This is a genomic window from Herbiconiux liangxiaofengii (assembly GCF_041927335.1).
Classification (GTDB): Bacteria; Actinomycetota; Actinomycetes; order Actinomycetales; family Microbacteriaceae; genus Herbiconiux; species Herbiconiux liangxiaofengii.
Map to the genome: position 1 here is coordinate 173,625 of NZ_JBHFHD010000008.1, position 23,256 is coordinate 196,880.

At 71.4% G+C, this 23,256-nt stretch carries 19 protein-coding genes; 10 read left to right on the forward strand and 9 right to left on the reverse strand.

The features are described 5' to 3' along the window. Positions 1-12 precede the first annotated feature (12 nt). Positions 13-1,743 (reverse strand): hypothetical protein, encoded by a 1,731-nt coding sequence (locus ACEXOR_RS07245; RefSeq protein WP_374848795.1) that lies wholly within the window; start codon positions 1,741-1,743, stop codon positions 13-15. A gap of 257 nt (positions 1,744-2,000) precedes the next feature. Here ACEXOR_RS07245 and ACEXOR_RS07250 point away from each other — a divergent pair, with 257 nt between their 5' ends. Genes ACEXOR_RS07250 through ACEXOR_RS07275 form a run of 6 tightly spaced genes read left to right on the forward strand, consistent with a single transcriptional unit; the run spans position 2,001 to position 7,574 of the window. After that, complete coding sequence (locus ACEXOR_RS07250) at positions 2,001-3,377, forward strand: ABC transporter substrate-binding protein (RefSeq protein WP_374848797.1); 1,377 nt, start codon at positions 2,001-2,003, stop codon at positions 3,375-3,377. 1 nt (position 3,378) lies between these two features. Next, positions 3,379-4,344 carry a carbohydrate ABC transporter permease gene (locus tag ACEXOR_RS07255; RefSeq protein ID WP_374848798.1) on the forward strand — a complete coding sequence of 322 codons (966 nt, stop codon included), beginning with the start codon at positions 3,379-3,381 and terminating at the stop codon, positions 4,342-4,344. 2 nt (positions 4,345-4,346) lie between these two features. Continuing rightward, positions 4,347-5,303, forward strand: a complete 957-nt coding sequence (locus tag ACEXOR_RS07260) for a carbohydrate ABC transporter permease (protein ID WP_374848799.1) — start codon at positions 4,347-4,349, stop codon at positions 5,301-5,303. 2 nt (positions 5,304-5,305) lie between these two features. Next, a complete protein-coding gene (locus tag ACEXOR_RS07265; protein WP_374848800.1) occupies positions 5,306-5,638 on the forward strand; it encodes an L-rhamnose mutarotase in 333 nt (110 codons plus the stop codon). Next, complete coding sequence (locus ACEXOR_RS07270; RefSeq protein WP_374848801.1) at positions 5,635-6,597, forward strand: amidohydrolase family protein; 963 nt, start codon at positions 5,635-5,637, stop codon at positions 6,595-6,597. Before ACEXOR_RS07265 ends, ACEXOR_RS07270 begins: the two co-directional genes overlap by 4 nt. Continuing rightward, entirely contained in the window at positions 6,594-7,574 is a 981-nt protein-coding gene (locus ACEXOR_RS07275) for an aldo/keto reductase (RefSeq protein WP_374848802.1), read from the forward strand. The genes ACEXOR_RS07270 and ACEXOR_RS07275 overlap by 4 nt, the downstream gene beginning before the upstream one ends. Positions 7,575-7,659: 85 nt before the next feature. Here the strand turns inward: ACEXOR_RS07275 and ACEXOR_RS07280 are convergent, their stop codons facing one another. Further along, entirely contained in the window at positions 7,660-8,424 is a 765-nt protein-coding gene (locus ACEXOR_RS07280) for a FadR/GntR family transcriptional regulator (protein WP_374848803.1), read from the reverse strand. 143 nt (positions 8,425-8,567) lie between these two features. Here ACEXOR_RS07280 and ACEXOR_RS07285 point away from each other — a divergent pair, with 143 nt between their 5' ends. The 3 genes from ACEXOR_RS07285 to ACEXOR_RS07295 are packed head-to-tail and all read left to right on the forward strand — an operon-like array spanning position 8,568 to position 11,407. Continuing rightward, positions 8,568-9,707: a mandelate racemase/muconate lactonizing enzyme family protein gene (locus ACEXOR_RS07285; protein ID WP_374848804.1), complete on the forward strand. Its 1,140-nt coding sequence runs from the start codon at positions 8,568-8,570 to the stop codon at positions 9,705-9,707. A gap of 49 nt (positions 9,708-9,756) precedes the next feature. Continuing rightward, positions 9,757-10,617, forward strand: a complete 861-nt coding sequence (locus tag ACEXOR_RS07290) for a fumarylacetoacetate hydrolase family protein (RefSeq protein ID WP_374848805.1) — start codon at positions 9,757-9,759, stop codon at positions 10,615-10,617. Further along, complete coding sequence (locus tag ACEXOR_RS07295) at positions 10,610-11,407, forward strand: SDR family NAD(P)-dependent oxidoreductase (protein ID WP_374848806.1); 798 nt, start codon at positions 10,610-10,612, stop codon at positions 11,405-11,407. Before ACEXOR_RS07290 ends, ACEXOR_RS07295 begins: the two co-directional genes overlap by 8 nt. Positions 11,408-11,432: 25 nt before the next feature. Here the strand turns inward: ACEXOR_RS07295 and ACEXOR_RS07300 are convergent, their stop codons facing one another. The 3 genes from ACEXOR_RS07300 to ACEXOR_RS07310 all read right to left on the reverse strand — a co-directional run bounded on the left by ACEXOR_RS07300 (position 11,433) and on the right by ACEXOR_RS07310 (position 15,311). Then, the gene (locus ACEXOR_RS07300; RefSeq protein ID WP_374848808.1) at positions 11,433-12,395 is read right to left on the reverse strand and encodes a DMT family transporter; all 963 of its coding nucleotides are present in this window, start codon (positions 12,393-12,395) and stop codon (positions 11,433-11,435) included. A 7-nt stretch (positions 12,396-12,402) separates the two neighbouring features. After that, positions 12,403-14,742, reverse strand: coding sequence for a DEAD/DEAH box helicase (locus ACEXOR_RS07305; RefSeq protein ID WP_374848809.1), 2,340 nt, complete (start codon positions 14,740-14,742; stop codon positions 12,403-12,405). 275 nt (positions 14,743-15,017) lie between these two features. Further along, a complete protein-coding gene (locus ACEXOR_RS07310) occupies positions 15,018-15,311 on the reverse strand; it encodes a putative quinol monooxygenase (RefSeq protein ID WP_374848810.1) in 294 nt (97 codons plus the stop codon). A gap of 51 nt (positions 15,312-15,362) precedes the next feature. Here ACEXOR_RS07310 and ACEXOR_RS07315 point away from each other — a divergent pair, with 51 nt between their 5' ends. Further along, positions 15,363-15,956: a class I SAM-dependent methyltransferase gene (locus tag ACEXOR_RS07315; protein ID WP_374848811.1), complete on the forward strand. Its 594-nt coding sequence runs from the start codon at positions 15,363-15,365 to the stop codon at positions 15,954-15,956. Between the two features lie 22 nt (positions 15,957-15,978). On the opposite strand, the gene ACEXOR_RS07320 is transcribed toward ACEXOR_RS07315, so the two are convergent. The 4 genes from ACEXOR_RS07320 to ACEXOR_RS07335 form a co-directional block, all read right to left on the reverse strand. After that, positions 15,979-16,902 carry an LLM class F420-dependent oxidoreductase gene (locus tag ACEXOR_RS07320; RefSeq protein WP_374848813.1) on the reverse strand — a complete coding sequence of 308 codons (924 nt, stop codon included), beginning with the start codon at positions 16,900-16,902 and terminating at the stop codon, positions 15,979-15,981. A gap of 27 nt (positions 16,903-16,929) precedes the next feature. Next, the gene (locus ACEXOR_RS07325; protein ID WP_374848814.1) at positions 16,930-18,186 is read right to left on the reverse strand and encodes an MFS transporter; all 1,257 of its coding nucleotides are present in this window, start codon (positions 18,184-18,186) and stop codon (positions 16,930-16,932) included. Between the two features lie 121 nt (positions 18,187-18,307). Next, entirely contained in the window at positions 18,308-20,233 is a 1,926-nt protein-coding gene (locus ACEXOR_RS07330) for a YhgE/Pip family protein (protein ID WP_374848815.1), read from the reverse strand. Then, entirely contained in the window at positions 20,230-23,184 is a 2,955-nt protein-coding gene (locus ACEXOR_RS07335) for an MMPL family transporter (RefSeq protein WP_374848816.1), read from the reverse strand. The genes ACEXOR_RS07330 and ACEXOR_RS07335 overlap by 4 nt, the downstream gene beginning before the upstream one ends. Between the last annotated feature and the right edge of the window lie 72 nt (positions 23,185-23,256).

Below are 23,256 nucleotides of genomic sequence, written 5' to 3' on the forward strand. Positions count from 1 at the left end.
CCGACCTCCGGCCTACTTGCTCAGCAGGCTGGAATCGGCCAGCAGCAGCGGCGCATCCGTCACCGGCACGTCGACGTGCATGTGGGTGCAGGAGTCGTCGAACTCGGTCCAGTTGGTGAGGTTCACCGTCACACCGGCCGAGGCGCGGCAGCCGGCCTGGCCGACGCGGGAGCCGACGGGCATCACCGGGTCGAGGATGCTGATGAGCTTGAGCGTGCCAGCGTCGGCCCCGTTCAGGCTCTTGTTGTTCAGCAGATAGAAGTCCACCGCGTGGCCGCCGCCGTCGATGTAGTGCGAGGAGCTGGTGCCCGCGCCCTCGATCTGGCCGGTGCACTTGCGGTTGATGTCGCTCACGCCCACCTGGTCGAAGTTGCGCACGGCGATGGCGATGATCTCGAGGATGCGGTAGTCGACACCGCAGTCGGGAACCGTCACGCCCTGGGCGATCCAGCGGATCTCCTTCATGTGATCGGGAACCGAGCCCACGAGCTTGCCCGAGTCCATCGCGTCGACGAGCTCCTGGGCGAGCGACCGGCCCACCAGCAGCTGGGCGGTGGAGTAGCCGGCAGCCTGCAGCTCACCGGCGTCGGTGACGGAGTAGCCGTCGCGGTCGACCACCTCGGAGGTGGCTCCGCTCGCCGTGATGAGCTGCTGGGTCTGGGCGGTGGAGTTGGCGTTCAGGCTCAGGTTCACCAGGTTCGAGTCGGCCGGGCTCGCCGAGACGGTGGTGGGGATGGCGGTGACCGCGGTCATGCCGATCACGAAGAGCATGGCGAGCGTCGACAGGCCGGCCTTGGCCCAGTTCTTGCGGCGGCCGGAGCCGGGCCGGCTCGACGGGCGCGGGGCACCGGCCGCGGGGCCGGAGGACGCACGGCGGGTGGCGACCGCCCGGGCCGAGCGATCGCGGGCGACCACGGCTCGACGCGACCCGGTGCCAGGGGCGAGCGCGAAACCGGGCACGGCCGGGGCCGTGGTGGCGACTGCGACGGAGGTGGCGACGGGCGACGCGTTCTCGGTGGCGTCGGCGGGCCGGCCATCCGGAGCCGTGTCGACGTCGGTGACGGCGGGCTCGGGACGCGTGGACTCGCTGCGGTCGGCCGCATCCTCGGGGTCGCGCGGTTCGGAGGAATCGTGCGAGGGGGCGCTCGAGCTGTCGGCTGCCGGAACACCGGACTCGGTCTCTGCCTCGGACCCGGTCGACGCGGAGGCGGCGGACGCCTCGGCGGCAGCGGCAGCAGCAGCAGCAGCAGCGGCTCGAGCGGCCCGTCGAGAGGGCATCGCCTCGAACGGGCGGGTGGCGGAGACGTCGGCCGAGACGACCTCGATGGCCGCCGTGACGGCGCGCACCAGCTCCTCGTCGGCGGCCGGGCCTGCGGGGCGCGAAGCCCGCCGGCTCCGGCGCGTGGCCGCGAGGTGGAGCGGGATCTCGGGGGCGAGTGCATCCGGGTCGTCGACCTGGAGCACCGGCTCGAGGGTCAGTTCGACGCCGGGCTCGAGGGGGCCGGAACCGACCGGTGCGATCTCGAGATCGGCGATCTCCTCGGCCTGCAACCGCGACTCACGCTCGAGCTGCTGCTGCGCGAGTTCCCGCAGCTGGCGGCGGGTGAGAACGGGCTCGGCCGGAGCGGCGGCTGCGGCGGCCTGCTCGCGCAGCTGGCGGCGGGTGAGAGGAGTCGTCTGGGGGGTACCGGCGGTCGCGGGGGTCGGCGCAGAAGCGCTGGAACGCGAGGCGGGATTCGGCAAACGAGAGGCTTTCGGGTGGTGCGGTGACTGGTACCACCCCCGAGGGGCGTACCACGGGGGTTCTTCGAGACTAGCGGCCGAGGCTGAAAAAACCCAGAACCGGATCTTCCGCAGCCCCCTTGCGGAGAGGTCGTCCGGGCCTCACGGTGATCAGCGGGCATCGATTGCACAAAGGTAAGATGTATGATCTAATGGCGTTGCTCGCCACCCGGGAGCGCCCAGTCGTCAACGACGTCGACCAGTAAAGGACATGGTTCATGGTTCTCTCCCCCGAGCGCTCGTATTCCCCCCGCCGCCGGTTCCGCTCCCTCGCGCTCGTCTCCGGCGCTGCGGCGGTCGCCCTGCTGGCCGCCGGATGCGCCGGCGGTTCGTCGACGGCCTCGAACGGCGAGTTCGGCTTCCCCGAGACCGAGCAGCAGGCCGACAGCACCATCACGGTGTGGGTCGACAACACCCGCGTCGCCGCCGCCGACGCCTTCAAGGCAGCCAATCCCGACGTTCCGATCGACGTCGTGACGTACGATGGCAGCGCTAACGGCTCGAACAGCTTCCAGACGAAGATCCAGCTCTTCGACAAAGCGAAGAAGGGATGGCCCGACGTGGTGTGGTCGACGCAGACGAACGATGCGGCGTGGGCGAGCCAGACCACCCCCGGTTCGCAGCCCTTCGCCGCCCAGCTCGACGGCGGCCTGGTCGACACCGACCTGATCGACGGCTTCGCCGCCGGCGCTCTCGACCCCTGCACCGTCGACGGCAAGGTGTACTGCCTGCGCAACGACCTCGCGCAGAACGTGCTCTGGTACGACAAGACGCTGTTCGACCAGTTCGGCTACACCCTGCCCACCACCTGGGAGGAGTACGAGGAGCTGGGCGAGAAGGTGGCCACCGAGCATCCCGGTTACATCATCGGCGCCGCCGGCGACGCCTGGACCCCTGAGATCTACATGTGGGCCTCGAAGTGCCAGGCCGGAGACGTGACCGCGGTGCGCGAGATCACCGTGAACACCACGAGCGAGGAGTGCCAGCGCATGGCCGACCTGCTCGACACCTCCATCGGCAACGGCTCCATCACCACCGAGAGCGTGTTCAGCCCGTCGTTCGTGCAGAAGTACGCCGGCAAGGTGCTCGCCATGCCCGGCCCGGTCTGGTACTCCGGCGCCATCTTCAACAGCCCCGACTCGCTGAACGTGCCTGCCGGACAGATCGGCGCCGCCACCCCGCTCACCTGGGAGGGCGAAGACCTGGTCACCGGAAACGTCGGCGGTGGCACCTGGTACATCTCCAGTCACAGCGCCAACCTCGACGCGGCCAAGAAGTTCGTGGAGTTCGCGGCCACCAGTGACGAGTACCAGGTGGAGCTCAACCCCGGCCTCCCGGCCTACGCCGCGGCCGCCGAGAAGTGGGTGGCCAAGCAGGCCGAGAGCGGCTACTTCGCCGGCGACCTCACCGCGCTCACCGACTCCGCGTCGCTCGTGTGGTCGGGCTGGGGCTCGCCCACCTTCAGCCAGGAGGCCGTCTGGGCCAAGACGGTCACCCCCGTCATCACCTCGGGCGGCACGGTCTCCGACACGCTCGAGCAGTGGGGCCAGGCCATCAAGGACCAGGCGCAGGTCAACGGGTACAAGGTCGGCTGACGTGACGGTCACCGTTCCAGACGTCGAGGCGACCGCCGCGGCCGGGGTGACCCCGGCTCTCGGCCGGTCGCCTCGGCGATCCGGCCGGGCATCCGTTCGCCGGAGCCCCGTGAAGAACCGCATGGGCTACCTCTTCGTGTCGGGTTACACCGTGCTGATGCTGGTGTTCGGTGTGTTCCCGGCGCTGTACGCCCTGGTGCTCTCGGTGACCACCATCGACGGGTCGTTCGCCGGGTTCGACAACTTCGCGAAGGTGTTCGGCGACTACCGGTTCCTGCCGGCCGTGGGCCACGTCGCCGTGTACCTGGCGATCTGGCTGGTGAGCCTGCTGGTGCTCGTGGTGCTGCTGGCGCTGATCGTGCACGCCATCCGCATCCGGTGGCTCTCGAACGCCTCGCGGTTCGTGTTCTACATCCCGGGAGCTCTGGCGGGGGCATCGAGCGTGATGCTGTGGCTGTTCGTGCTCGACCCCTCGGTGAGCCCGGTGGGCTGGCTGCTGGAGGCCTTCGGCTTCGAGTCGTTCGTGCAGACCATCAATCCGGCGAACCTGCCGGTGGTGTTCACCGTGATCGCGTTCTGGACCGGCGCCGGCGGCTGGATCGTGATCATGTACGGCGCGCTCAACAACATCCCCGAGGAGGTGATGGAGGCGGCGAAGATCGACGGCGCGAACGCCGTGCAGACGGCGGTGCGCATCCAGCTCCCGATGATGAGGAAGTGGATCGCGTACATGGGCATCATGTCGCTCGCCGCCGGCACCCAGCTCTTCGTGGAGCCGCAGCTGCTCTCCCAGGCCTCGAACGCGGTGGTCGCCAACGACTACTCGCTGAATCAGCTGGCGTACCTCTACGCCTTCCAGCAGAACGACTTCAACGGCTCGGCCGCCATCTCGATCATCCTGCTGGTGATCGCCCTGGGACTGTCCGCCTTCTTCGTCGCCCGCGGCGGACTCTTCGACAAGGACTGACGATGACCGCGCTCAGCACCTCCCCCGGCCACCTGGCCGACCGCGCCGCAGCCGCCCGCCCGCGCCGCGCATCCGGCCGCCTGCGCGGCACCCCCGGTCAGTGGTCGGGGCGGTTCGTCGTGGCACTCGTGCTGCTGGCGTTCGCCCTGTTCTTCGCCATCCCGATCGTGTGGCTGCTGCTGGCCACCACGAAGTCGCCCACCGACCTGATTCAGAACGACCCGTTCTCGTTCGGCTCGCTCGAGGGCTTCGCCGTGAACTGGAACGCGCTGCTGGCGTTCCAGGACGGGGCGGTTCTCGGATGGCTCGGCAACTCCGCCCTGTACTCGGTCGTGGCCCTCGCCATCACGCTGGTGGTGAGCATCCCGGCCGGCTACGCCCTGGCCCTCACCGAGTTCCGGCTGCGGCGGGCCCTGCTGGTCATCACCCTCGTGGTGATGCTCATCCCGAACACGGCGCTCGTTCTGCCCGTGTTCCTGGAGCTCAACAGCGTCGGGCTGATCGGGTCGCCGCTCGCGGTCATCCTGCCGTTCTCGTTCTTCCCGTTCGGGGTGTACCTGACGTACATCTACTTCAGCACCTCGATCCCGCGCGACCTGCTCGCCGCGGCCCGCATCGACGGCTGCACCGAGTTCGGCGTGTTCACCCGCATCGCGTTGCCGCTGGCCACCCCGGTGGTGGCGCTCGTGGCCTTCTTCAGCTTCGTGCAGAACTGGAACAATTACTTCCTGCCGTTCGTGATGCTGCCGGCGAGCGACCAGTACCCGATGCAGGTCGGGCTCACCTCGCTGCTCGCGTCGACGCCGGCGTTCAACCCCTCGTCGGCCGGGGCCGCCTCGGTGCAGCTGCCCACCCTGGCGCTCGCCACCATCATGTCGGTGCTGCCGGTGCTGATCGTCTTCCTCTTCAGCCAGCGCTTCCTCGTGTCGGGGATGACCGCCGGCGGCACCAAGGAGTAGGGATGCCGGTGGAACGCCACGCGCTGGTGGTGGGGCTCGAACCGTCGCGGGTCGAGACCTACCTGTCGTTGCACGCCGCGGTGTGGCCGCAGGTGGAGGCCACGCTGAGCGCCTGCAACGTGACGAACTACACGATCTTCCGGCGAGGGATGCTGCTGGTGGCGTACTACGAGTACGTGGGCGAGGATCACGACGCCGACCTCGCGCGGGTGGCACTCGACCCGGTGACGCGGGAGTGGTGGACGCACACCGACCCCTGCCAGGTGGCGGTGTTCGACGACCTGCCGTCAGGCGAGAAGTGGGCGGCTGCCGACGAGATCTGGCATCTCACATGACCGCGCGGCGCCTCATCGACGCCCACGCCCACGTGTGGACACGCGGCACCCCGGGCCTGGAGTGGCTCGCCGGGGTTCCCGAGCTCGACCGTGACTTCGCGCTCGCGGAGTACCCCGCCCCCGCCCCCGCGACTCGTCCCGAAACGCCCGGGAATCGGCGTGTTTCGGGCCGAACGGGACGAGTCGCGGGGGTGGTGCTGGTTCAGGCGGTGAACTCCGAGGAGGAGACCCGGGAGCTGCTCGCAGCGGCGCGGGAACCCGGCGCGGGCGGGGGCGACGTGCGGGGGGTCGTCGGGTGGGTCGACCTCGGGGGCGCCGACCCGGCAGGGCGCATCGAGCAGCTGCGGGCGGCACCGGGCGGGGAGGCGCTGGCGGGCATCCGGCACCTGGCCCATGTCGATCCCGACGCCGAGTGGCTCGTGCGCGAGCGCACCTCGCGCGGGCTCGATGCCGTGGCGCGGGCGGGACTCGCGTTCGACCTCGTGGTGCGGCCGTGGCAGCTGGCGACGGCCGCGCGGGCGGTCGACGCGCATCCGGAACTGCAGTTCGTGCTCGATCATCTCGGGCAGCCGCCATCCGGGGCCGACGCCGGGGCGGGGGCCCACGCCGGAGCGGGGGCCGAGGGGCTCGCGCACTGGGAGCGCGGTCTGCGCGCTCTCGCCGAGCGGCCGAACGTGGCCGCGAAGATCTCGGGCATCGCCCGGCGCGACCCCGATGCGGTCGAGCGGGCGAGGCTCGACCGCGTCTTCACCGTGGCGTTCGAGACCTTCGGGCCGGCGCGGCTGATGTACGGGTCCGACTGGCCGCTCGTGCTGCTGGCCGACGGTCACGACGCGTGGACGGCCACCTACCTCGACGCCACCGCCGGGCTCTCGCCGCGCGAGCAGCGTGACATCGACGGCCGCACCGCCCTCCGCGCGTACCGGGCCGAGACCACCCAGCAGGAGGACATCGCATGACCCCGAACCGCTCCGCTGCGCCGCTCGGCTCCGCTGCGCCGCTCGGCTCCGTCTCGCCGCTCGGGTTTGGCGCCGCGAGCCTCGGCAACCTCTACCGCGAGACGACGGATGACGAGGCCCGCGAGGCCGTCGACCGGGCGTGGGCGCGCGGCATCCGCTCGTTCGACACCGCACCGCACTACGGCCTCGGCCTCTCGGAACGGCGACTGGGCGAGGCCCTGGGCGGCCGGCCGCGCGCCGACTACGTGCTCTCGACCAAGGTGGGGCGGCTGCTCGTGCCGAACGAGCACCCCACCGGGCGCGACCCCGACTTCGCCGTGCCCGACGACCTGCGGCGGCAGTGGGACTTCTCGCGCGACGGCATCCTGCGGTCGCTCGAGCAGAGCCTCGAGCGCCTGGGCACCGACCGTGTCGACGTGCTCTATGTGCACGATCCCGAGCAGCACTCCGAGCGGGCGGCGTGGGAGGCGGCCGAGACGCTCACCGCCCTGCGCGACGAAGGCGTGATCGCGGCGCGCGGGGTGGGCACGAACTCGGCCCGACAGCTGCCGGCGCTCTTCGCCGCCGACGCCGTCGACGTGGCCATGCTGGCCGGGCGGTACACGCTGCTCGAGCAGGTCTCGGCGCTGCCCGCCCTGGCCGCCGCAGAGCAGCACGGCAAGTCGGTGGTGGCCGTGGGGGTGTTCAACTCGGGCCTGCTCGCGTCGGCGAGGCCGGCTCCGGATGCGCACTACGACTACGGTCCCGCGCCCCTCACCCTCGTCGAGAAGGCGGTGCGCATCGCCGAGGTGTGCGAGGCGCACGGGGTGAGCCTGCCGCAGGCGGCCATCGCGTTCCCGCTGCAGCATCCGGCCGTGGTGAACGTGACGCTGGGCATGCGCACGGCGCAGCAGGTCGACCGGAACGCCGACCTGTTCGCGGCTCCCGTGCCCGACACCCTCTGGGCTGCCCTCCGCTCGGCGGGCCTCCTACCCTGAACACCAGATCCGTCACTTTCGGCCCCAAAACGGGCGTTTTGGGGCGAAAAGTGACGGATCTGGTGTGTGGGGCGGGAGGGGAGCGTCAGTCGCGGCCGCGCACGGGCAGGCGGCGACGCGACCACGAGCCGTCGATGTGGGCGCGCATGGCCCGTTCGGCCGCCTCGGGCGCACCCTCCAGGATCGCCTCGAGCACGGCCGTGTGCTCCTCCAGAGTGAGCTCGAAGGCGTGCTCCGGATCGCGTCCGTGGTAGCGAGTGCTCTCGAGCGCGCGATCGAACAGGGTGCGGGCGAGGCTCGAGGCCAGCCGCGACCCCGAGAGCTGCATCACCACCGCGTGGAAGTCGATGTCGGCCTGCCGGAAGGCCGCGGCGTCGTCGATCACGTCCTGCATGCGCTGCAGCGACTCACGCAGGCGCTGCACGGCGGCCGCGTCGGCGAGTCGTGCCGCGTCCGCCGCCATCGACGACTCGAGCCCCGACCGCACGCTGCTCAACTCGTCGAGGATGCCGAGCGAGTCGTCGTGGTCGATCATGGCCGAGAGCACCACCGGGTCGAGCAGGTTCCAGTCGGAGGTGGGGTTCACCTGGGTGCCGCGCCCCTGCGCCACCGTCACGAGCCCTTTCTCCTCGAGGCGCTTCACCGACTCGCGGATGACCGTGCGGCTCACCCCGAACTGCGCGGTCAACGGCCCCTCGGGCGGCAGCAGGTCGCCCGGCTTCAGCGCGCCGGTGACGATCACGTCGACCAGCTGACTCACCACGGCCACACCCAGCCGGGCCGCCGGGGCACGCACCCCCACGGTGGGCAGCACGGGCGCGAAGGCGGTGTCGGCAGACTCGACGGACATGCCCCCGATTCTAGGGGCGCGCATCCTGAATCGTCATACGTCTTGTCTGGTGCGACCCCCACTGAACATATGATGTATGCTGTTTGAACGCCGTCGCTCCGTCGCGACGCGTCGTGCGGTTCACTGGAGAAAAGCAGGACACGATGAGAATCACAGGCTTCACGAGTCTGACCACCGTGCACGACTGGGGCCGCCCCGTCGGTGACGTCAACGGCGTGGTGGCCGGTGGCGTCACCGAGGTGCCCGTGCTGCTGCTGCACACCGACGGCGGCCTCACCGGGGTGGGCCTCGGCGCCCACACCGACATCGCCCGGGTGTTCCCGGCGATCGAGGACGAAGACCCCCGAGCCGTGGTGGCCCTCTACGACCGGATGCTCGCCCACGTGTTCAAGACCGGTCACGCCGGCGCCACGTTCGGCACCATCGGCGCCGTCGACATGGCGCTCTGGGACCTCAAGGCCAAGATGGCCGACGAACCCCTCTGGCGCACCCTCGGTGCCCGCGACCGCTTCGTGCCCGGCTACGCCTCCGGCCTCGACATCGCCCTCGGCGACGACGAGCTCGTGACCCTCTACGAACGCTACGCCGAACGCGGTTTCAGCGGCGCCAAACTCAAGGGCGGCCTCGACAGCGACACGGATGTCGCCCGCCTGAAGGCGGTCGCCGACACCCTGCGCCGCAACACGCCCCGGCCGGCCCTGATGCTCGACGCGAACGAGTCGTGGAACCGCAAGCAGGCCGTGCGCTACATCTCCGAGGTGGAGTCGCAGGTGGCGCTGACCTGGATCGAGGAGCCCGTCCGGCGCTGGGACGCGGCCGGCAACGCCGCCGTGAGCCGAGCCGTGAAGGCGGCGGTCGCGACCGGCGAGAACCTCGTGGGACTCGAGCAGTACGGCCCCCTGCTGGACGCCCATGGCGTCGACGTGGTGCAGGCCGGCATGGTGTGGGGCATCACGCACTTCCTGCGGGTGTCGGCCATCGCCCACGCGCGCGACCTGCCGGTGAGCCCGGTGGGCTACAACGCGAGCCCCGTCGCGCACGCCGCGGCGGCCGTGCCCAACCACTTCACCACCGAGGTGCAGGATCTGGGGTTTCCCGTCGGGCTCGCCGTCGACCAGACCATCGACGACGGCGGCATCGTGCTCGGCGACTCCCCGGGACTCGGCATCGTGGTCGACGAGGCGATGATCGCCTCGATCGGCGGCACCGAGGGATGGCGGGTTCCGGCCGGGCCGCACGTGCGGCCGGCGCGGGCGGGGCTGCGGCTGGTTCCCGATCCCTGATGCGAACCCGTTGCCCACGTCCACCCGCTCCGATCAGAAAGCCCACCCTATGAAGTTCCAGCGTCGTGGCCCCTTCGGCCACGAGATCCCCGCCGTGCTCGTCGACGGTGTGGCCTACGACCTGTCGCCCGTGACGGCCGACATCGACGGGGAGTTCCTTGCCGGACTCGCCGACGGCGGCCGCGACCGCGTCGCGGCTGCCGTCGCATCCGGAGCCCTGTCACCGCTGCCCGACCAGGGGTCGCGTCTCGGCGCCCCGGTGGCGCAACCCACGAAGATCGTGTGCATCGGGTTGAACTACCGCGACCACGCCGACGAGACCGGCGCCGCATACCCGGCCGAGCCGGTGGTGTTCATGAAGGACCCGTCGACGCTCGGGGGCGCGCACGATGCGGTGCGGATTCCGCGCAACTCGGTGAAGACCGACTGGGAGGTGGAGCTCGGCATCGTGATCGGGCGCACCGCGCGCTACCTCGACTCGGTGGAGGAGGCCGACGCGCACATCGCGGGCTACGTGCTCTCGCACGACGTGTCGGAGCGGGAGTTCCAGATCGAGCGCGGCGGGCAGTGGGACAAGGGCAAGAGCTGCGAGGGCTTCAATCCGCTCGGACCCTGGCTGGCCACCGCCGACGAGGTCGACGACCCGCAGGCGCTCGGGCTGCGCCTCTGGGTAAACGGGGTGGCGCGGCAGAACGGCTCGACCGCCAACCAGATCTTCGGGGTGCGGCACGTGGTGTGGTACCTCAGCCAGTTCATGGTGCTGCGACCGGGGGACATCATCAACACGGGAACGCCGGCGGGGGTGGCCATGGGCATCGCCGGACAGCCCTACCTCCGGGCGGGCGATGTCGTGGAGCTCGAGATCGACGGGCTGGGCCGGGCGCGCCAGGAGTTCGTGGACCATGAGTGAGGCGACCGCACCCGGCGGCTCCTCCGCTGCCACGGGCGAGCTCGCGGGCCTCACGGCGATCGTCACGGGCGGCGCCTCCGGCATCGGGCTCGCCACCGCCACCCTGCTCGCCGCTCGCGGGGCTCGGGTGGCCGTGCTCGATCTCAACGCCGACGGGCTGCCCGAGCCGCTCACCGGCTTCGTCGCCGACGTGACGTCGCGGGACTCCGTCGACGCCGCGGTGGCCGCCGTCGCCGCCTGGTCGGGCGGCATCGACGTCGTGGTGAACAACGCCGGCGTGAGTGCCATCGGCACGGTCGAGGCCAACGGCGACGACGAGTGGCACCGGGTGCTCGACATCAACGTGATCGGGGTGGCCCGGGTGTCGGCGGCGGCGATGCCGTGGCTGCGGCGCTCGGCGCATGCGGCGATCGTCAACACGTGCTCGGTGGCGGCCAGCAACGGCATCCCCGAGCGGGCGCTCTACAGCGCCTCGAAGGGCGCTGTGCTGGCGCTCACCTACGGAATGGCCGTCGATCACGTGCGGGAGGGCATCCGCGTCAACTGCGTGCGGCCCGGAACGGTCGACACCCCGTTCGTGTCGAACTACCTCAGGCGGTACGACGACCCGGCGGCCGAGCGTGCGGCACTCGACGCCCGGCAGCCCACCGGACGCATGGTGACGCCCGAGGAGGTGGCCCACGCCATCGCGTACCTCGCCAGCCCCGCGGCCTCGTCGACGACGGGCACCGCTCTCGACGTGGACGGGGGCCTCACGAGCCTGCGCATCCGCCCGCTCGCCACGCCCTGACGCGACGCAACCCCGGCCCGCAGCGTCAGAGGCGGGGGCGCGAGGGGAGGGACACGATGAGCACGGCCGCCACCACGAGCGCGGCGGCGATGGGGGTCGTCCAGTCGACCCCGTGGCCCGCGCCGGGGGCGATCAGGTCGATGGCGATGGAGCCGAGCAGCTGCCCCGAGATGGAGCAGAGGCCGAGCAGCAGCACCCCCGTGGTGCGCACGGCCGTGGCCAGACCGAAGATGAACGTGACCCCGAGCGGGCCGCCGAGGTAGAGCCACCACTCCCCCGGGAACGCGGTCGGCAGCCCGCCCACCACGAGCGCGTGCACGAGCGCGATCAGCACGAGCAGCCCGGTGCCGCTGAGGAAGTTGAACAGCGTCGAGCTCACCGCCGATCCGGATGCGGCCGCGACCCGGCCGTTCGCCGCCTGCTGCACCGCCTGCGCCACACCCGCCGCGAACGGCAGCAGCAACAGCCAGAACGGGATGTCGGGATCGACGTGCGCCACCACCGACCACACGACCACGCCGAACGCGATCCCCGCGCCGAGCACCCGCCGAACGGTGAGGTAGCGGCGGCCGCCGGGCCCGATGCCCACGCGGTCGACCACGAGGCCGCTCACGGTCTGCCCGCCGATGAAGGCCACCGTGAACAGCGAGACGCCGATGAGAGCCGAGGCGAGGCCCTGCGTCAGCACGAACACGCCGCCCCCGAAGCCCGCGAAGAGCATCCAGAACGGCAGGCCGCCGCCGCGCACCTCGGCGATCGCCGTGCGGGCGCCGTGCCGGGCGGAGGGCAGGAAGGCCACGATCACGAGCACGATCGCGAGGCCCACCGCGAAGCTGATGGCGGCGGCCGTGAAGCCGTCGCCGAGCCGCCGCCCGAACTCGCCGTTGATGCGCGACTGGGTGGCCATCAGCACGCCGCACACGACGGCGACGCCGACCGCCGCCCCGAGGGGCAGACGGCCGGCGCGCGGTGTCACAGGAAGGGTCACCCGACGGCTACCGGGGAACGACCGGGGCGTCGGCGGAGATCTCGCCGATCAGCCCGTCGCCGGGAGCGACGGTGATCATCTCGGCCTCGATCTCGGCACGGTCGAGCAGCTCCATCATGCGGCGGCCGCGGCTGCGCGGGATGAGGGTGACGACGGTGCCCTTCTTGCCGGCGCGACCGGTGCGGCCGGCGCGGTGCAGGTACGTCTTGTACTCATCCGGAGCATCGGCCTGGATGACCAGGTCGATGTCGTCGACGTGGATGCCGCGGGCTGCGACATCCGTGGCCACGAGCACGTTGACCCGGCCGCTGGTGAGCTGCTGCAGATTGCGCGTGCGGCGCGACTGGTTGAGGTCGCCGTGCAGGCTGGTGGCCGGGAAACCGGCGTCTTCGAGCTGCTCGGCGAGCATCTCGGCGTAGGCGCGGGTGCGGGAGAAGATGAGCGTCTTGCCCTCGCGGTCGGCCAGCTGCTTGATGATGTCGCTCTTGTCGCGGCTCTCGACGATCAGCACGCGGTGGTCGATGGTGCTGGAGGCCTGGTCTTCACCGGCGACCTCGTGCACGCTCGGCTCCACCAGGAACTCCTCGACGAGCGTCGCGACGCCCTTGTCGAGGGTAGCCGAGAAGAGCAGCTTCTGGCCGCCGTCCTTCGTGTGACGCAGGATGCGCTGCACCGGCTCGAGGAAGCCCAGGTCGCACATGTGGTCGGCCTCGTCGAGCACCGTGATGGTGACGTCGGAGAGGTCGAGCCGACGCTGCTCGATCAGGTCTTCGATGCGGCCGGGGGTGCCGATGATGATGTCGACACCGCGCTGCAGGGCGCCCACCTGGCGGGCCTGGGGCACGCCGCCGTAGATCTGGGTGGTGAACAGGCCCACGGCGCGCGCGATGGGCTGCACGGTGCGGTCGATCTGCAGGGCGAGCTCGCGGGTGGGGGCCAGGATGAGCGCGCGGGGCTTGCGGCCCGGCTTGCGGTTGGCGCCGCCGCCGTTCTCCATCAGGCGCTCGACGAGCGGGGCACCGAAGGCGATGGTCTTGCCGGAGCCGGTGCGGCCGCGGCCGAGCACGTCCTTGCCCTTGAGCACCTCGGGGATGGTGGCGGCCTGGATCGGGAAGGGCGTCTCGGCACCCTGCTCGGCCAGCACGCGGGTGATGTTGCCACCGAGGCCGAGGTCGGCGAAGGTCACGCCGTCGACGTCTCCGGCGACCGTGGCCTGGGCCTCGAGGCGCTCGAGCACCACGTCGTCGGCGTGGAAGTTCTGCTTGGCGTCGCGGCTCGGGTAGAAGTCGCTGCCGCGGTCGGTGCGCTCGGGGCGCATCGGGCGGTCGTTGCGGTCGAAGGAGCGGGCCGGGCGGTCGTCGCGGTCGAACGAGCGCTTCGGGCGGGAGTCGGGCTGGAAGTCGCGCTCGGGGCGCGTCGAGCGGTTGACGCCGCGCTCATCGGTGCGAGGGGCTTTGCGGTCGAACGAGCGCTCGGGTCGGCCGTGATCGCCGGTGCGGCGCTCACGGGACGTGGCCGCGCCGTCGCGCTGCGACGACTCCCAGCGGCCGGTCCGCTCGTCGGTACGAGGGGCTTTGCGATCGAACGAGCGAGTTGACGGCGCGGCAGCGGCGGCCTCGGCACGGCGCTCCTCGTTGCGGGCGTCGTTCCACTTCTGGCGGTCGGTGCGCTCGGGGGCGCGGCCGTACCGGTCGGTGTCGCGCGCAGGGCGCTCGCTCCGGTCGTAGGCGGGACGCTCGGCGCGGTCGTAGGAGGGACGCTCGCTGCGGCCGGTGCCGGTGCCCGACTTGTTGAAGCCGTTCTCGCGGCTGGGGCGCTCGTAGCCGCCACGTGCCGGACGGTCGCCGTAGGAGGGACGCTCGGTGCGGTCGCCGTAGGACGGACGCTCGGAACGCTCCCCACGGTTGTACGCCGGACGCTCGCCCCGCTGGGGCCGGTCGCCGTACGCAGGACGCTCGGAACGGTCGCCACGGTTGTACGACGGACGCTCGGAGCGCTCACCGTACGACGGACGCTCGGAACGCTCCCCACGATTGTACGCCGGACGCTCGCCCCGCTGAGGCCGGTCACCGTACGCCGGACGCTCGGAACGCTCACCACGGTTGTACGACGGACGCTCGGACCGCTCACCGTACGAGGAGCGCTCGCCACGCGAGCTGGGTGCCGCGCCGCGCGCGGCCCGGTCATCCGAATTCCACCGCTGCTTGCGGGGCGCCTCGGGGTCGACGGCCTTGAAGCCGCGGTGGCCCGGGCTCCGGCTGCCGGCCTTGGGGCCGCCCTTGCCGGGAGTGCGGGGTTCGTAGTTCTTGGCGGCTTTGAAGCCACCGGACTTGTTGGATTTGGGCATGATTCTTTCCGGGTTATCTCGAAATGCGCACACCTCTACACAGAATGTGTTGACAGTGCTAACTAGATCCCCGGGAGTAGCGGGGGCCGTGTCGTACGCGACATTCACCAGTGACCAGCGCATCCATGCACTGACTGGGAAACCGGCCCACCAGACTTACAAACCCATCCGCGATGCAACTCGCGGTGTCCAGAGCCGACCCATCGACATTACACGAGGGCAGGCCGGATGTCGAGACCGCCCACTGCCGAAGCGGGCGGCCGAGGCATCCGTTCTCAGATGTCGGTGAGGACGGTTCGCGTGAGAACCGGCGGCTCGGCGAGCAGCGTGCCGAGCTCGGAGACGCCGTCGGGGGTGGCACGCCAGGCGCGGTAGGCGTCGTCGGACTCCATCGAGTCCCACCGCTCCACCACGATGAACCGCGCCGGGTCGTCGGAGTCGACGGTCACCTCCACACCGAGGCTGCCCTCGCGGGCGCGGGTGGCGGTGAGCACCGAGTGGATGACCTCGGGGGCGCTCTCGAGCACCTCGGGCTTCAGACGCAGTTCGAGCAGGGAGATGACGGTCATGCCTCCACACTATGCCCGCCTGATAGCGGCCCGCATCGCTACGCTGACCGCGTGGACGATGTGTCGGAGGCCTACGCGCACCGGGCGGCGGAGTACATCGAGCTGCTCGGCTCGACCGACGCCGCGCATCCGTCGGACCGGCAGCTGATCGACACCTGGGGCGGCTCGGTGACCGGCCGGGTGCTCGACGCCGGATGCGGGCCCGGCCACTGGTCGGCCCGTCTCGCCGCCACCGGACTCGACGTGCGCGGGATCGACGCGACCGCTCCCTTCATCGAGCACGCCCGGGCCGCCCACCCCGAGGTGACCTTCGATCTCGGCAGCCTCGACCACATCGCCGAGCCAGACGGCGCGCTCGGCGGCGTGCTGGCCTGGTACTCGACGATCCACCATGAGCCGTCGCGCCTCGCGGTGCCGATCGCCGAGTTCGCCCGGGTGCTGCGCCCGCACGGCACTCTGTTGCTGGGGTTCTTCGACGGCCCGGCGATCGAGCGGTTCGACCATGCCGTCACCCCGGCGTACCGGTGGCCGGTGGCGGCGGTGCAGTCCATCCTCGAGGCGGGCCGTTTCGAGGTCGTGGAGACCCAGCGCAGAACGGCACCCGGTCACCGGCCGCACGCGGCAGTGGTGGCGCGCCGACTCTGAGAAGGCGGCGGATGCGCGCCCGTCAGGCCAGCTGCGGCACGATCTCGCGGGCGATGTAGTCGAGGTGGTCGAGGTCGGTCAGGTCGAGCACCTGCAGGTAGACCCGCTCGACCCCCTGCTCGCGCAGGGCACCCAGCTTGTCGACGATCTCGGATGCCGAGCCGGCCAGGCCGTTGGTGCGCAGTTCGGCGGGCTCACGCCCGATCGCCGCGGCGCGCGCCTCGAACTCGGCCTCGGTGGCGCCGGCCGCCACCACGAGGGCGGCCGAGTAGACGATCTCGTCGGGGTCGCGCCCGAGCGACACGCAGGCCCGCCGCACGTTCTCGAACAACGCCGGCACCGTGCCCGGATCGGGGAACGGGATGTTGAACTCGGTGGCGAACCGCGCCGCGAGCAGCGGGGTGCGCTTGGCGCCCTTGCCGCCCACGATCACCGGCAGCGGAGACTGCACCGGTTTCGGCAGCGCCGGCGAGTTCTCGAGCGTGTAGTGCTCGCCCTGGAAGGAGTAGGTCGCCCCCTTCTCGGTGGCCCACAGGCCGGTGACGATGTCGAGCTGCTCCTCGAGCAGGTCGAACCGCTTCGGCGGGAACGGGATGCCGTAGGCCAGGTGCTCCTCGGCGAACCAGCCGGTGCCGAGCCCGAGCTCGGCGCGGCCGCCTGACATCTGGTCGACCTGCGCCACCTGGATGGCCAGGATGCCCGGATGCCGGTAGGTGACGCTCGACACCAGGGTGCCCAGGCGGATGCGGCTGGTCTCGCGGGCGAGCCCGGCCAGCGTCGTCCACGCGTCGGTGGGGCCGTATCCCGGATCGCCGTCGCCCATGCGCAGGTAGTGGTCGCTGCGGAAGAAGGCGTCGAAGCCGAGCCGCTCGGTGGCCTGCGCCACCGCGAGGAGCTCATCGTAGCTGGCGCCCTGCTGGGGTTCGGTGAAGATCCTGAAGTCCACGCCTCCACCCTATTGGGGCGCGGGGCCTCAGCGCAGGGGGCGCGGGGCGCGCGGGCCCGTGGCGCGGAGCGCGCCCGCGAGGCCGGCCACCGAGAACACGAGGGTGGCCACGAGCACCACGGCGATCGGCAGCGTCCAGGCGCCGGTGGCGTCGTGCACCGCGCCCACGAGCGTCGGGGCCGTGGCCCCGAGGGCGTAGCCGACCCCCTGCACCATCGCCGAGAGCCGGCGCGCGTGCGTGCCGGTGAGCGAGAGCTGCACCACGAGCATGAACACGATGGTGATGCCGCCGCCCTGCGCGACGCCACCGAGGAAGCCCCACGCGAGCCACGCATCCGGAGCCAGCATCATGCCGAGCGGAAAGCTGATCCAGAGCACCGCCACGGCGACGAAGGTGCGCGGGATGCCCAGCCGCTGCGAGATGAGCGGCACCCCGAGGGCCCCCACCACCGCCGCGATCTGGAAGATCGACGAACTCGTACCCGCGGCGGCCGCCGAGTAGCCCACCTCCTGCTGCAGGATGCTCGGGAACCACGCCGTGAGCCCGTAGTACGAGAAGGCCTGCCCGGCGAACGCCAGCGCCAGCAGCACGGCCGACAGGTTGCGCCAGGTGTGCGGCTCGGGGGCGGCGAGCGGGATGCCGCGGGTGTCGACGGCCACCGTGTCGACGGCGCCGGTCTCGAGCGCGGGCTTGATCGGCCCCCAGCGCAAGGCGGCCCTCGGGCCCACCGCGATCAGCCAGAACGCCGCGGCGATCGCCACGAACCCGAGCCACGCGAGCAGCGCGCCCCGCCAGCCGAACGCCTCGGCGAGAGGCACGGTGGCCAGCGACGTGATCATCGAGCTCACATTCATGGCCGAGGTGTACGCCCCGGTCACGATGCCCACGCGGGCGGGCGGGATGTCGCGGCGGATGATCACCGGGATCACGACGTTGCCGATGGTGATGAACGCACCCATGATGATGGTTCCGGTGAAGGTGGCCTCCACGCCGCCCGCCGAGCGCACGATCGACCCGATGCCCACGCCCACGATGGCGACCGTGGTGGCGAGGTTGGCCCCGGCGCGGCCGATGAAGATCGACGCGAACGGCGTCACCAGGGCGAAGCAGAGCACCGGCAGGCTCGTGAGCAGACCGGCGGCGGCCGCCGACAGGGCGAGGTCGTCGCTGATCTCGTGCGTGATGGGGGCGACGGCCACCATCGGCCCGCGCAGGATGAACCCCACCGCCACGACACCGGCCACCAGCAGCCACGGGAAGCCGGAGCGCGCGATTCGGGTCATTGCCCCCATGCTACGCGCGCCCGGCCGAGCCGGCCGCCGGGCGAACCGGCCAGGACGAACGCGGCCGGTCCGCTCCACCCTGCGGCAGATGCGGACCGGCCGGGCCGGCGGTGCGGACGGCCTACGTGGTCTGCGGCCGCAGCACCGCCGTGCGCGGCGTGGCGGGTGCCGGCGGCGCGGGCCGCGCGGGCACCAGCCAGCCGATCGCCTCGGGCCGGCGCCGGCGTGCCAGCGCCGCCACCGAGAGCAGCAGGCTCAGCACCAGCAGCACCACCATCACCACCGCGGCCTGCAGCACCACCGCGCCCGAGCCCCCGGCCAGGATGGCCTGCACGCCCGACACCGCGTACGCCAGCGGGCTCACCGTATTGATCACCTGGAACGGTCCCGACAGCACCTCCACCGGGTAGAGCCCCCCGGTCGACGCCAGCTGCAGCGCCAGCAGCAGAAGCGAGATCACCGCGCCCACCCGGCCGAACGCCGTGGCGAGCCACTGGTGGAAGGCGGTGAACGCCAGCGCCACCAGCAGCGAGAAGCCGAGGGTCGCGGGCAGCAGGCTCCACGCCACTCCGGCGGCGACGTGCAGGAAGGCCACGAGCACCGCCACCTGCACGGCAGCGATGCCGACTCCCCGCGCGAACGTGCGCAGCGCCAACCGCGGGGTGCTCACCCGCGAGGCGAGCACCGAGCGCGAGAACGGCCGCAGCCACAGGAACAGGGCGAGCGCCCCCACCCAGAGTGCGGTGGGCAGCAGCACGGTCGAGACCACCTGAGAGAGGTTGTCGACCTGGTTCTCGCGGTTCACGTCGACCTTCACCGGCTGGGTGATGACGGAGGCCGCCGACGAGGTGGCGCCGCTGCCCGGCGAGTTCGCCGAGAGCTGGTCGGCGCCCGACTGCAGGCCCGACGCCAGGGTGCGGGCTCCGTCGCCGAGCTGCTGGGCGCCGCCCGAGAGCTGGGTGGCCCCCGTGGCGAGCTGGGTCGCGCCCGGCGCGATCTGCTGCGCGCCGGAGACCAGCGCCGGTCCGCTCGCGGCTAGCTGGTCGGCTCCGGATGCGGCCTGCGCGATGCCGCCGGGCAGCTGCCCGAGCCCGTTCACCCCAGCCGTCACGCCGTTCGCGGCGTAGGCGTCGGCCGTGCCGATACTGGTGGCCGCGGCGACGAGGTTCGCCTGAGCCGCCGGGTCGCCGGCCTGCAGTTGCTGCAGCGCGAGCTGCAACTGCTGGTTGCCCGTGCTGAGGTTCGAGGCCAGGGTGCCGTAGCCCGCGACGAGCTGAGGCAGCTCGCTGGTGCCGGCCGACAGCGTGTCGAGACCCGTCGCGAGCCCGGTCACGCCATCCGTGTACTGCACGAGACCGTCGCTCAGCGTGGTCGCACCCGTGGCGAGCTGGTTGGCGCCGTCGGCGAGCTGGTTCGCGCCGGTGACGAGGCCGTCGGCCCCGGTGCCGAGCTGGGTGGCCCCGCCGGCCGCGTCCGACAGGCTGGTGCCCACGGTGCCGAAGCTCGTGTAGATGCCGTTCACGACCTGCGTGGTGATCTGCTGGCCGAAGCCCGCCTGCACCGCCGAGGCCACGGTGGAGGCCACGAGGCCCGAGAGGTAGCCGTGCGCGTCATCCGTGCGGATGTCGATCGAGCCCTGCTTCGGGTCGGGGGTGGCCAGCGTGTTGATGGTGGCCGAGAAGTCCTCCGGAATGGTCAGCACCGCGTAGTAGGTGCCGTCTTCCAGCCCCTCGGCCGCCTGGTCGGAGTTGGTGAGCTCCCAGTCGAACCCGGTCTGGTCGGGGCCGGTGAGCTCGGTCACGAGACCGCGGCCGGCGAAGTTCACCGACTGGGTGCCGTCGGCCGCCGTGGTGGTGACCATCTTGTCGTTGTTCACGATCGCGGCCGGCACCTTCTGGAGGTTCGTGTCGGCGTTCGCGAGGGCTCCGGCGAACAGCCCGTTCACGGCCAGCGGGGTGAGCGCGATGGCGACGAGCGTCACGAGGATCAGGGCGATCCTGGTCCTCCGGCGGGCCCGCGGAGTGGGGGTGGAGGTGGCGGCACTCATCGGGAGAGTCCTTTCAGGGCGGAGGAGGAGAGGGAGGCGGCCGTCTGGCCGGCCAGATCGATGCGGGTGAGCATCCGTTCGCCGAGTCGCGAACCGACCGCGGCCGCGTGGGCCGCCGGTGCCGATTCGACGCCGAGCAGCACGGTGGTGCCCGGGTCGGCGATGCTCGCCACGGCCGAGGCGAACGCGGGTGACGACGGATGCGCGAAGTCGCCGTCGCCGGCGTCGATCACGATCAGCGGCGCACCGTCGGCCACCCCGAGCGCCACATGCAGCAGCGAGAGGGCGAACGGCGAGAGCTCGCCGAGGGTGCGGTGCACGTCGATCGCGCTCTCGTTCTCGTCGTGCTCCTCGAGGGCGGCGTTGATTCGGCCGATCAGGCGCTCGGTGGCGCCCTTGGGCTCGCGCCGGAACAGGCCGGCCTGCAGCCGCAGCCGCTGGTCGAGGGCGTCGCCCACGGTGGTGGTGCTGTCGGCGAGGCGCGAGTCGAGGTCGACCAGGGTGACCTTCCGGGCCACCTCGCCCGACTCGGAGGGCAGACCGTGGCCGAGCACCTGCAGATGGCCGCCGACCGGGGCGATGCGCCCCGCCACGGCCGCCCCCACGAGCCGCCGCGCGGCGGTCGGACCGGTGAGCACGGCGAGGCTGCCCGCCGGCACCGAGAACGAGTAGGGCCCGTCGGCGCCCTCGACCTCGAGCTGCTCGGCGTCGACGGCCGCCGAGCGGGTCTCGGCCCACTCGACCTCGTCGATGTGCTCGCGGAGGCTCTCGCCCTCCACGTCGACGTTGGGCAGCACGCGGGAGAGCCACTTCGGCAGATACCAGGCGTGCCGGCCGAGCAGCGTCATGACGGCGGGAACCAGCGTCATGCGCACGAGGAACGCGTCGACGAACACGCCCACGGCGAGCGCGAGGGCGATGGCCTTGATCGGCCCCTCCCCCTCGGGCACGAAGGCGAAGAACACGAAGAACATGATCAGGGCGGCGGCGGTGACGACGCGCGCCCCGTTCTGGAAGCCGACGCGCACGGCCCGCCGGGCATCCTTCGTCTTCACGAACTCTTCGCGCATGCCCGAGACCAGGAACACCTCGTAGTCCATCGCCAGGCCGAACAGGATGGCCATCATCAGGATGGGCAGGAAGCTGATGATGGGCCCGGTGGTGTGCACGTTCAGCAGGTCGGCGGCGAAGCCGTTCTGGAACACGGCCACCGTGACGCCGAACGACGCGCCCACCGAGAGCACGAAGCCGAGGGCGGCCTTGATCGGAACCGCGATGGAGCGGAACACCATGGCGAGCAGGATGATCGACAGCCCCACCACCAGGATGCCGAACGGCAGCAGCGCGTTGGTGAGCTGGTTCGACACGTCGATGGCCACGGCCGTCTGGCCGCTCACCGTGATGGGCGTGCCGTACTGGTCGGTGATGTCGGTGTTCATCTCGCGCAGGCGCTCGACCAGGTTCTTGGTGGCCGGGTCGTCGGGGGCGGTGGTGGGCACGATCTGGAAGATGGCCGTGTCGAGCGTCTCGTCGGGCAGGCCCTGACCCACCGTGGCCACGCCGTCGACCTTCTCGAGGTCGGCGCGGATGCCGGCCAGGTCGTCCTGGATGGCGGTGGTCTGCGTGATGTCGGCCACCACCACGATGGTGCCGTTGCTGCCGGGCCCGAACTTGTCGGAGATGGTGTCGTAGGCGGTTCGGGTGGTCGACCCCTCCGGCTGCGAGGCCGCGGTGGGCAGGTTGAGGTCGAGGCTGAAGGCGGGGATCGAGACGGCCCCGAGCAGGCCCACCACGGCGATGATGAACACGATCGGCGCCTTCATCACCAGGGCCACCCAGTGGCCGCCGAGTGAGCGCTTGGGCTTCTTGGCGCCGGCCACCGGCTCGTCGTCGTGCTCGTTCGCGGCGAGCGCCCGGCGGGCCGCCCGCGAGCCGGCCTTCGGCGCGAGCCGGCCCTTCGCCAGGCCCATGATGGCCGGCAGCAGGGTGGTGGCGATGCACACGGCGGCGAGCACGGCGAAGGCCGCGGCGATGCCCATCACCGACAGGAACGGGATGCCGACCACGAGCAGGCCCAGCAGCGCGATGATGACGGTGAGCCCCGCGAACACCACGGCGGCTCCGGCCGTGGCGACCGACCTGGCGGCGGATTCCTCCGGTGGCATGCCGAGGGCGAGCTGGGATCGGTGCCTCGACAGGATGAACAGGGCGTAGTCGATGCCCACCGCCAGTCCGATCATCACCGCCAGCGTCGGCGCGGTGCTCGACACGGTGGTGAAGGCAGCGGCCAGGATGATGCCGCCCATCGCCACGCCCACGCCCACGATCGCCGAGAGCAGCGGAAGCCCCGCGGTGAGCAGCGAGCCGAAGGTGATGAACAGCACCACGAAGGCGAACAGCACACCGAGCGCCTCGGTGACGGTGAGCCCGAAGGTGGTGTTCTGGAAGACCTCTCCGGTGTACGAGACGGCCATGCCGTCGCTCACGAGGGTGTCTCCAGCGTTCTCGAGCTGGTCGAGCGAGGTGTCTTTCACATCGGTGGCCGGGCCGTCGAACTGCACCTTCACCAGCGCGGTGGTGCCGTCGGCGGAGATGGCGTCGGTGGCGTACTCCGAGTACGGCGACACCACCGAGGCCACCTGGTCGAGCTTCGCGATGTCGTCGGCGACGTCGGAGATCTGCTGCTTCACCGGGTCGTCGTTCACGTTCTGGCCCTCGGGTGCCACCACCACCATCGTGGCTCCGGCCCCCGCGGCCTGCGGGAAGAGGTTGTCGAGCTTGTCGATCGCCTGCTGCGACTCGGTGCCGGGGATGGTGAAGCTCTCCTGCGTCTGGCCGCCGAGGGCCAGTCCGCCGCCGAGCACGGCGCCGAGCACGAGAACCCAGCCGATCACCACGAACCAGGCGCGGCGGTACGCGAATCGGCCGATGCGGTAGAGCAGTGTTGCCACGGGTGGGCTCCTCGGGGTGTCGTCAGTGCTGCGGGTGTTCGGCGCGCCGTCGAGCCGTGGCGGATGGGGTGG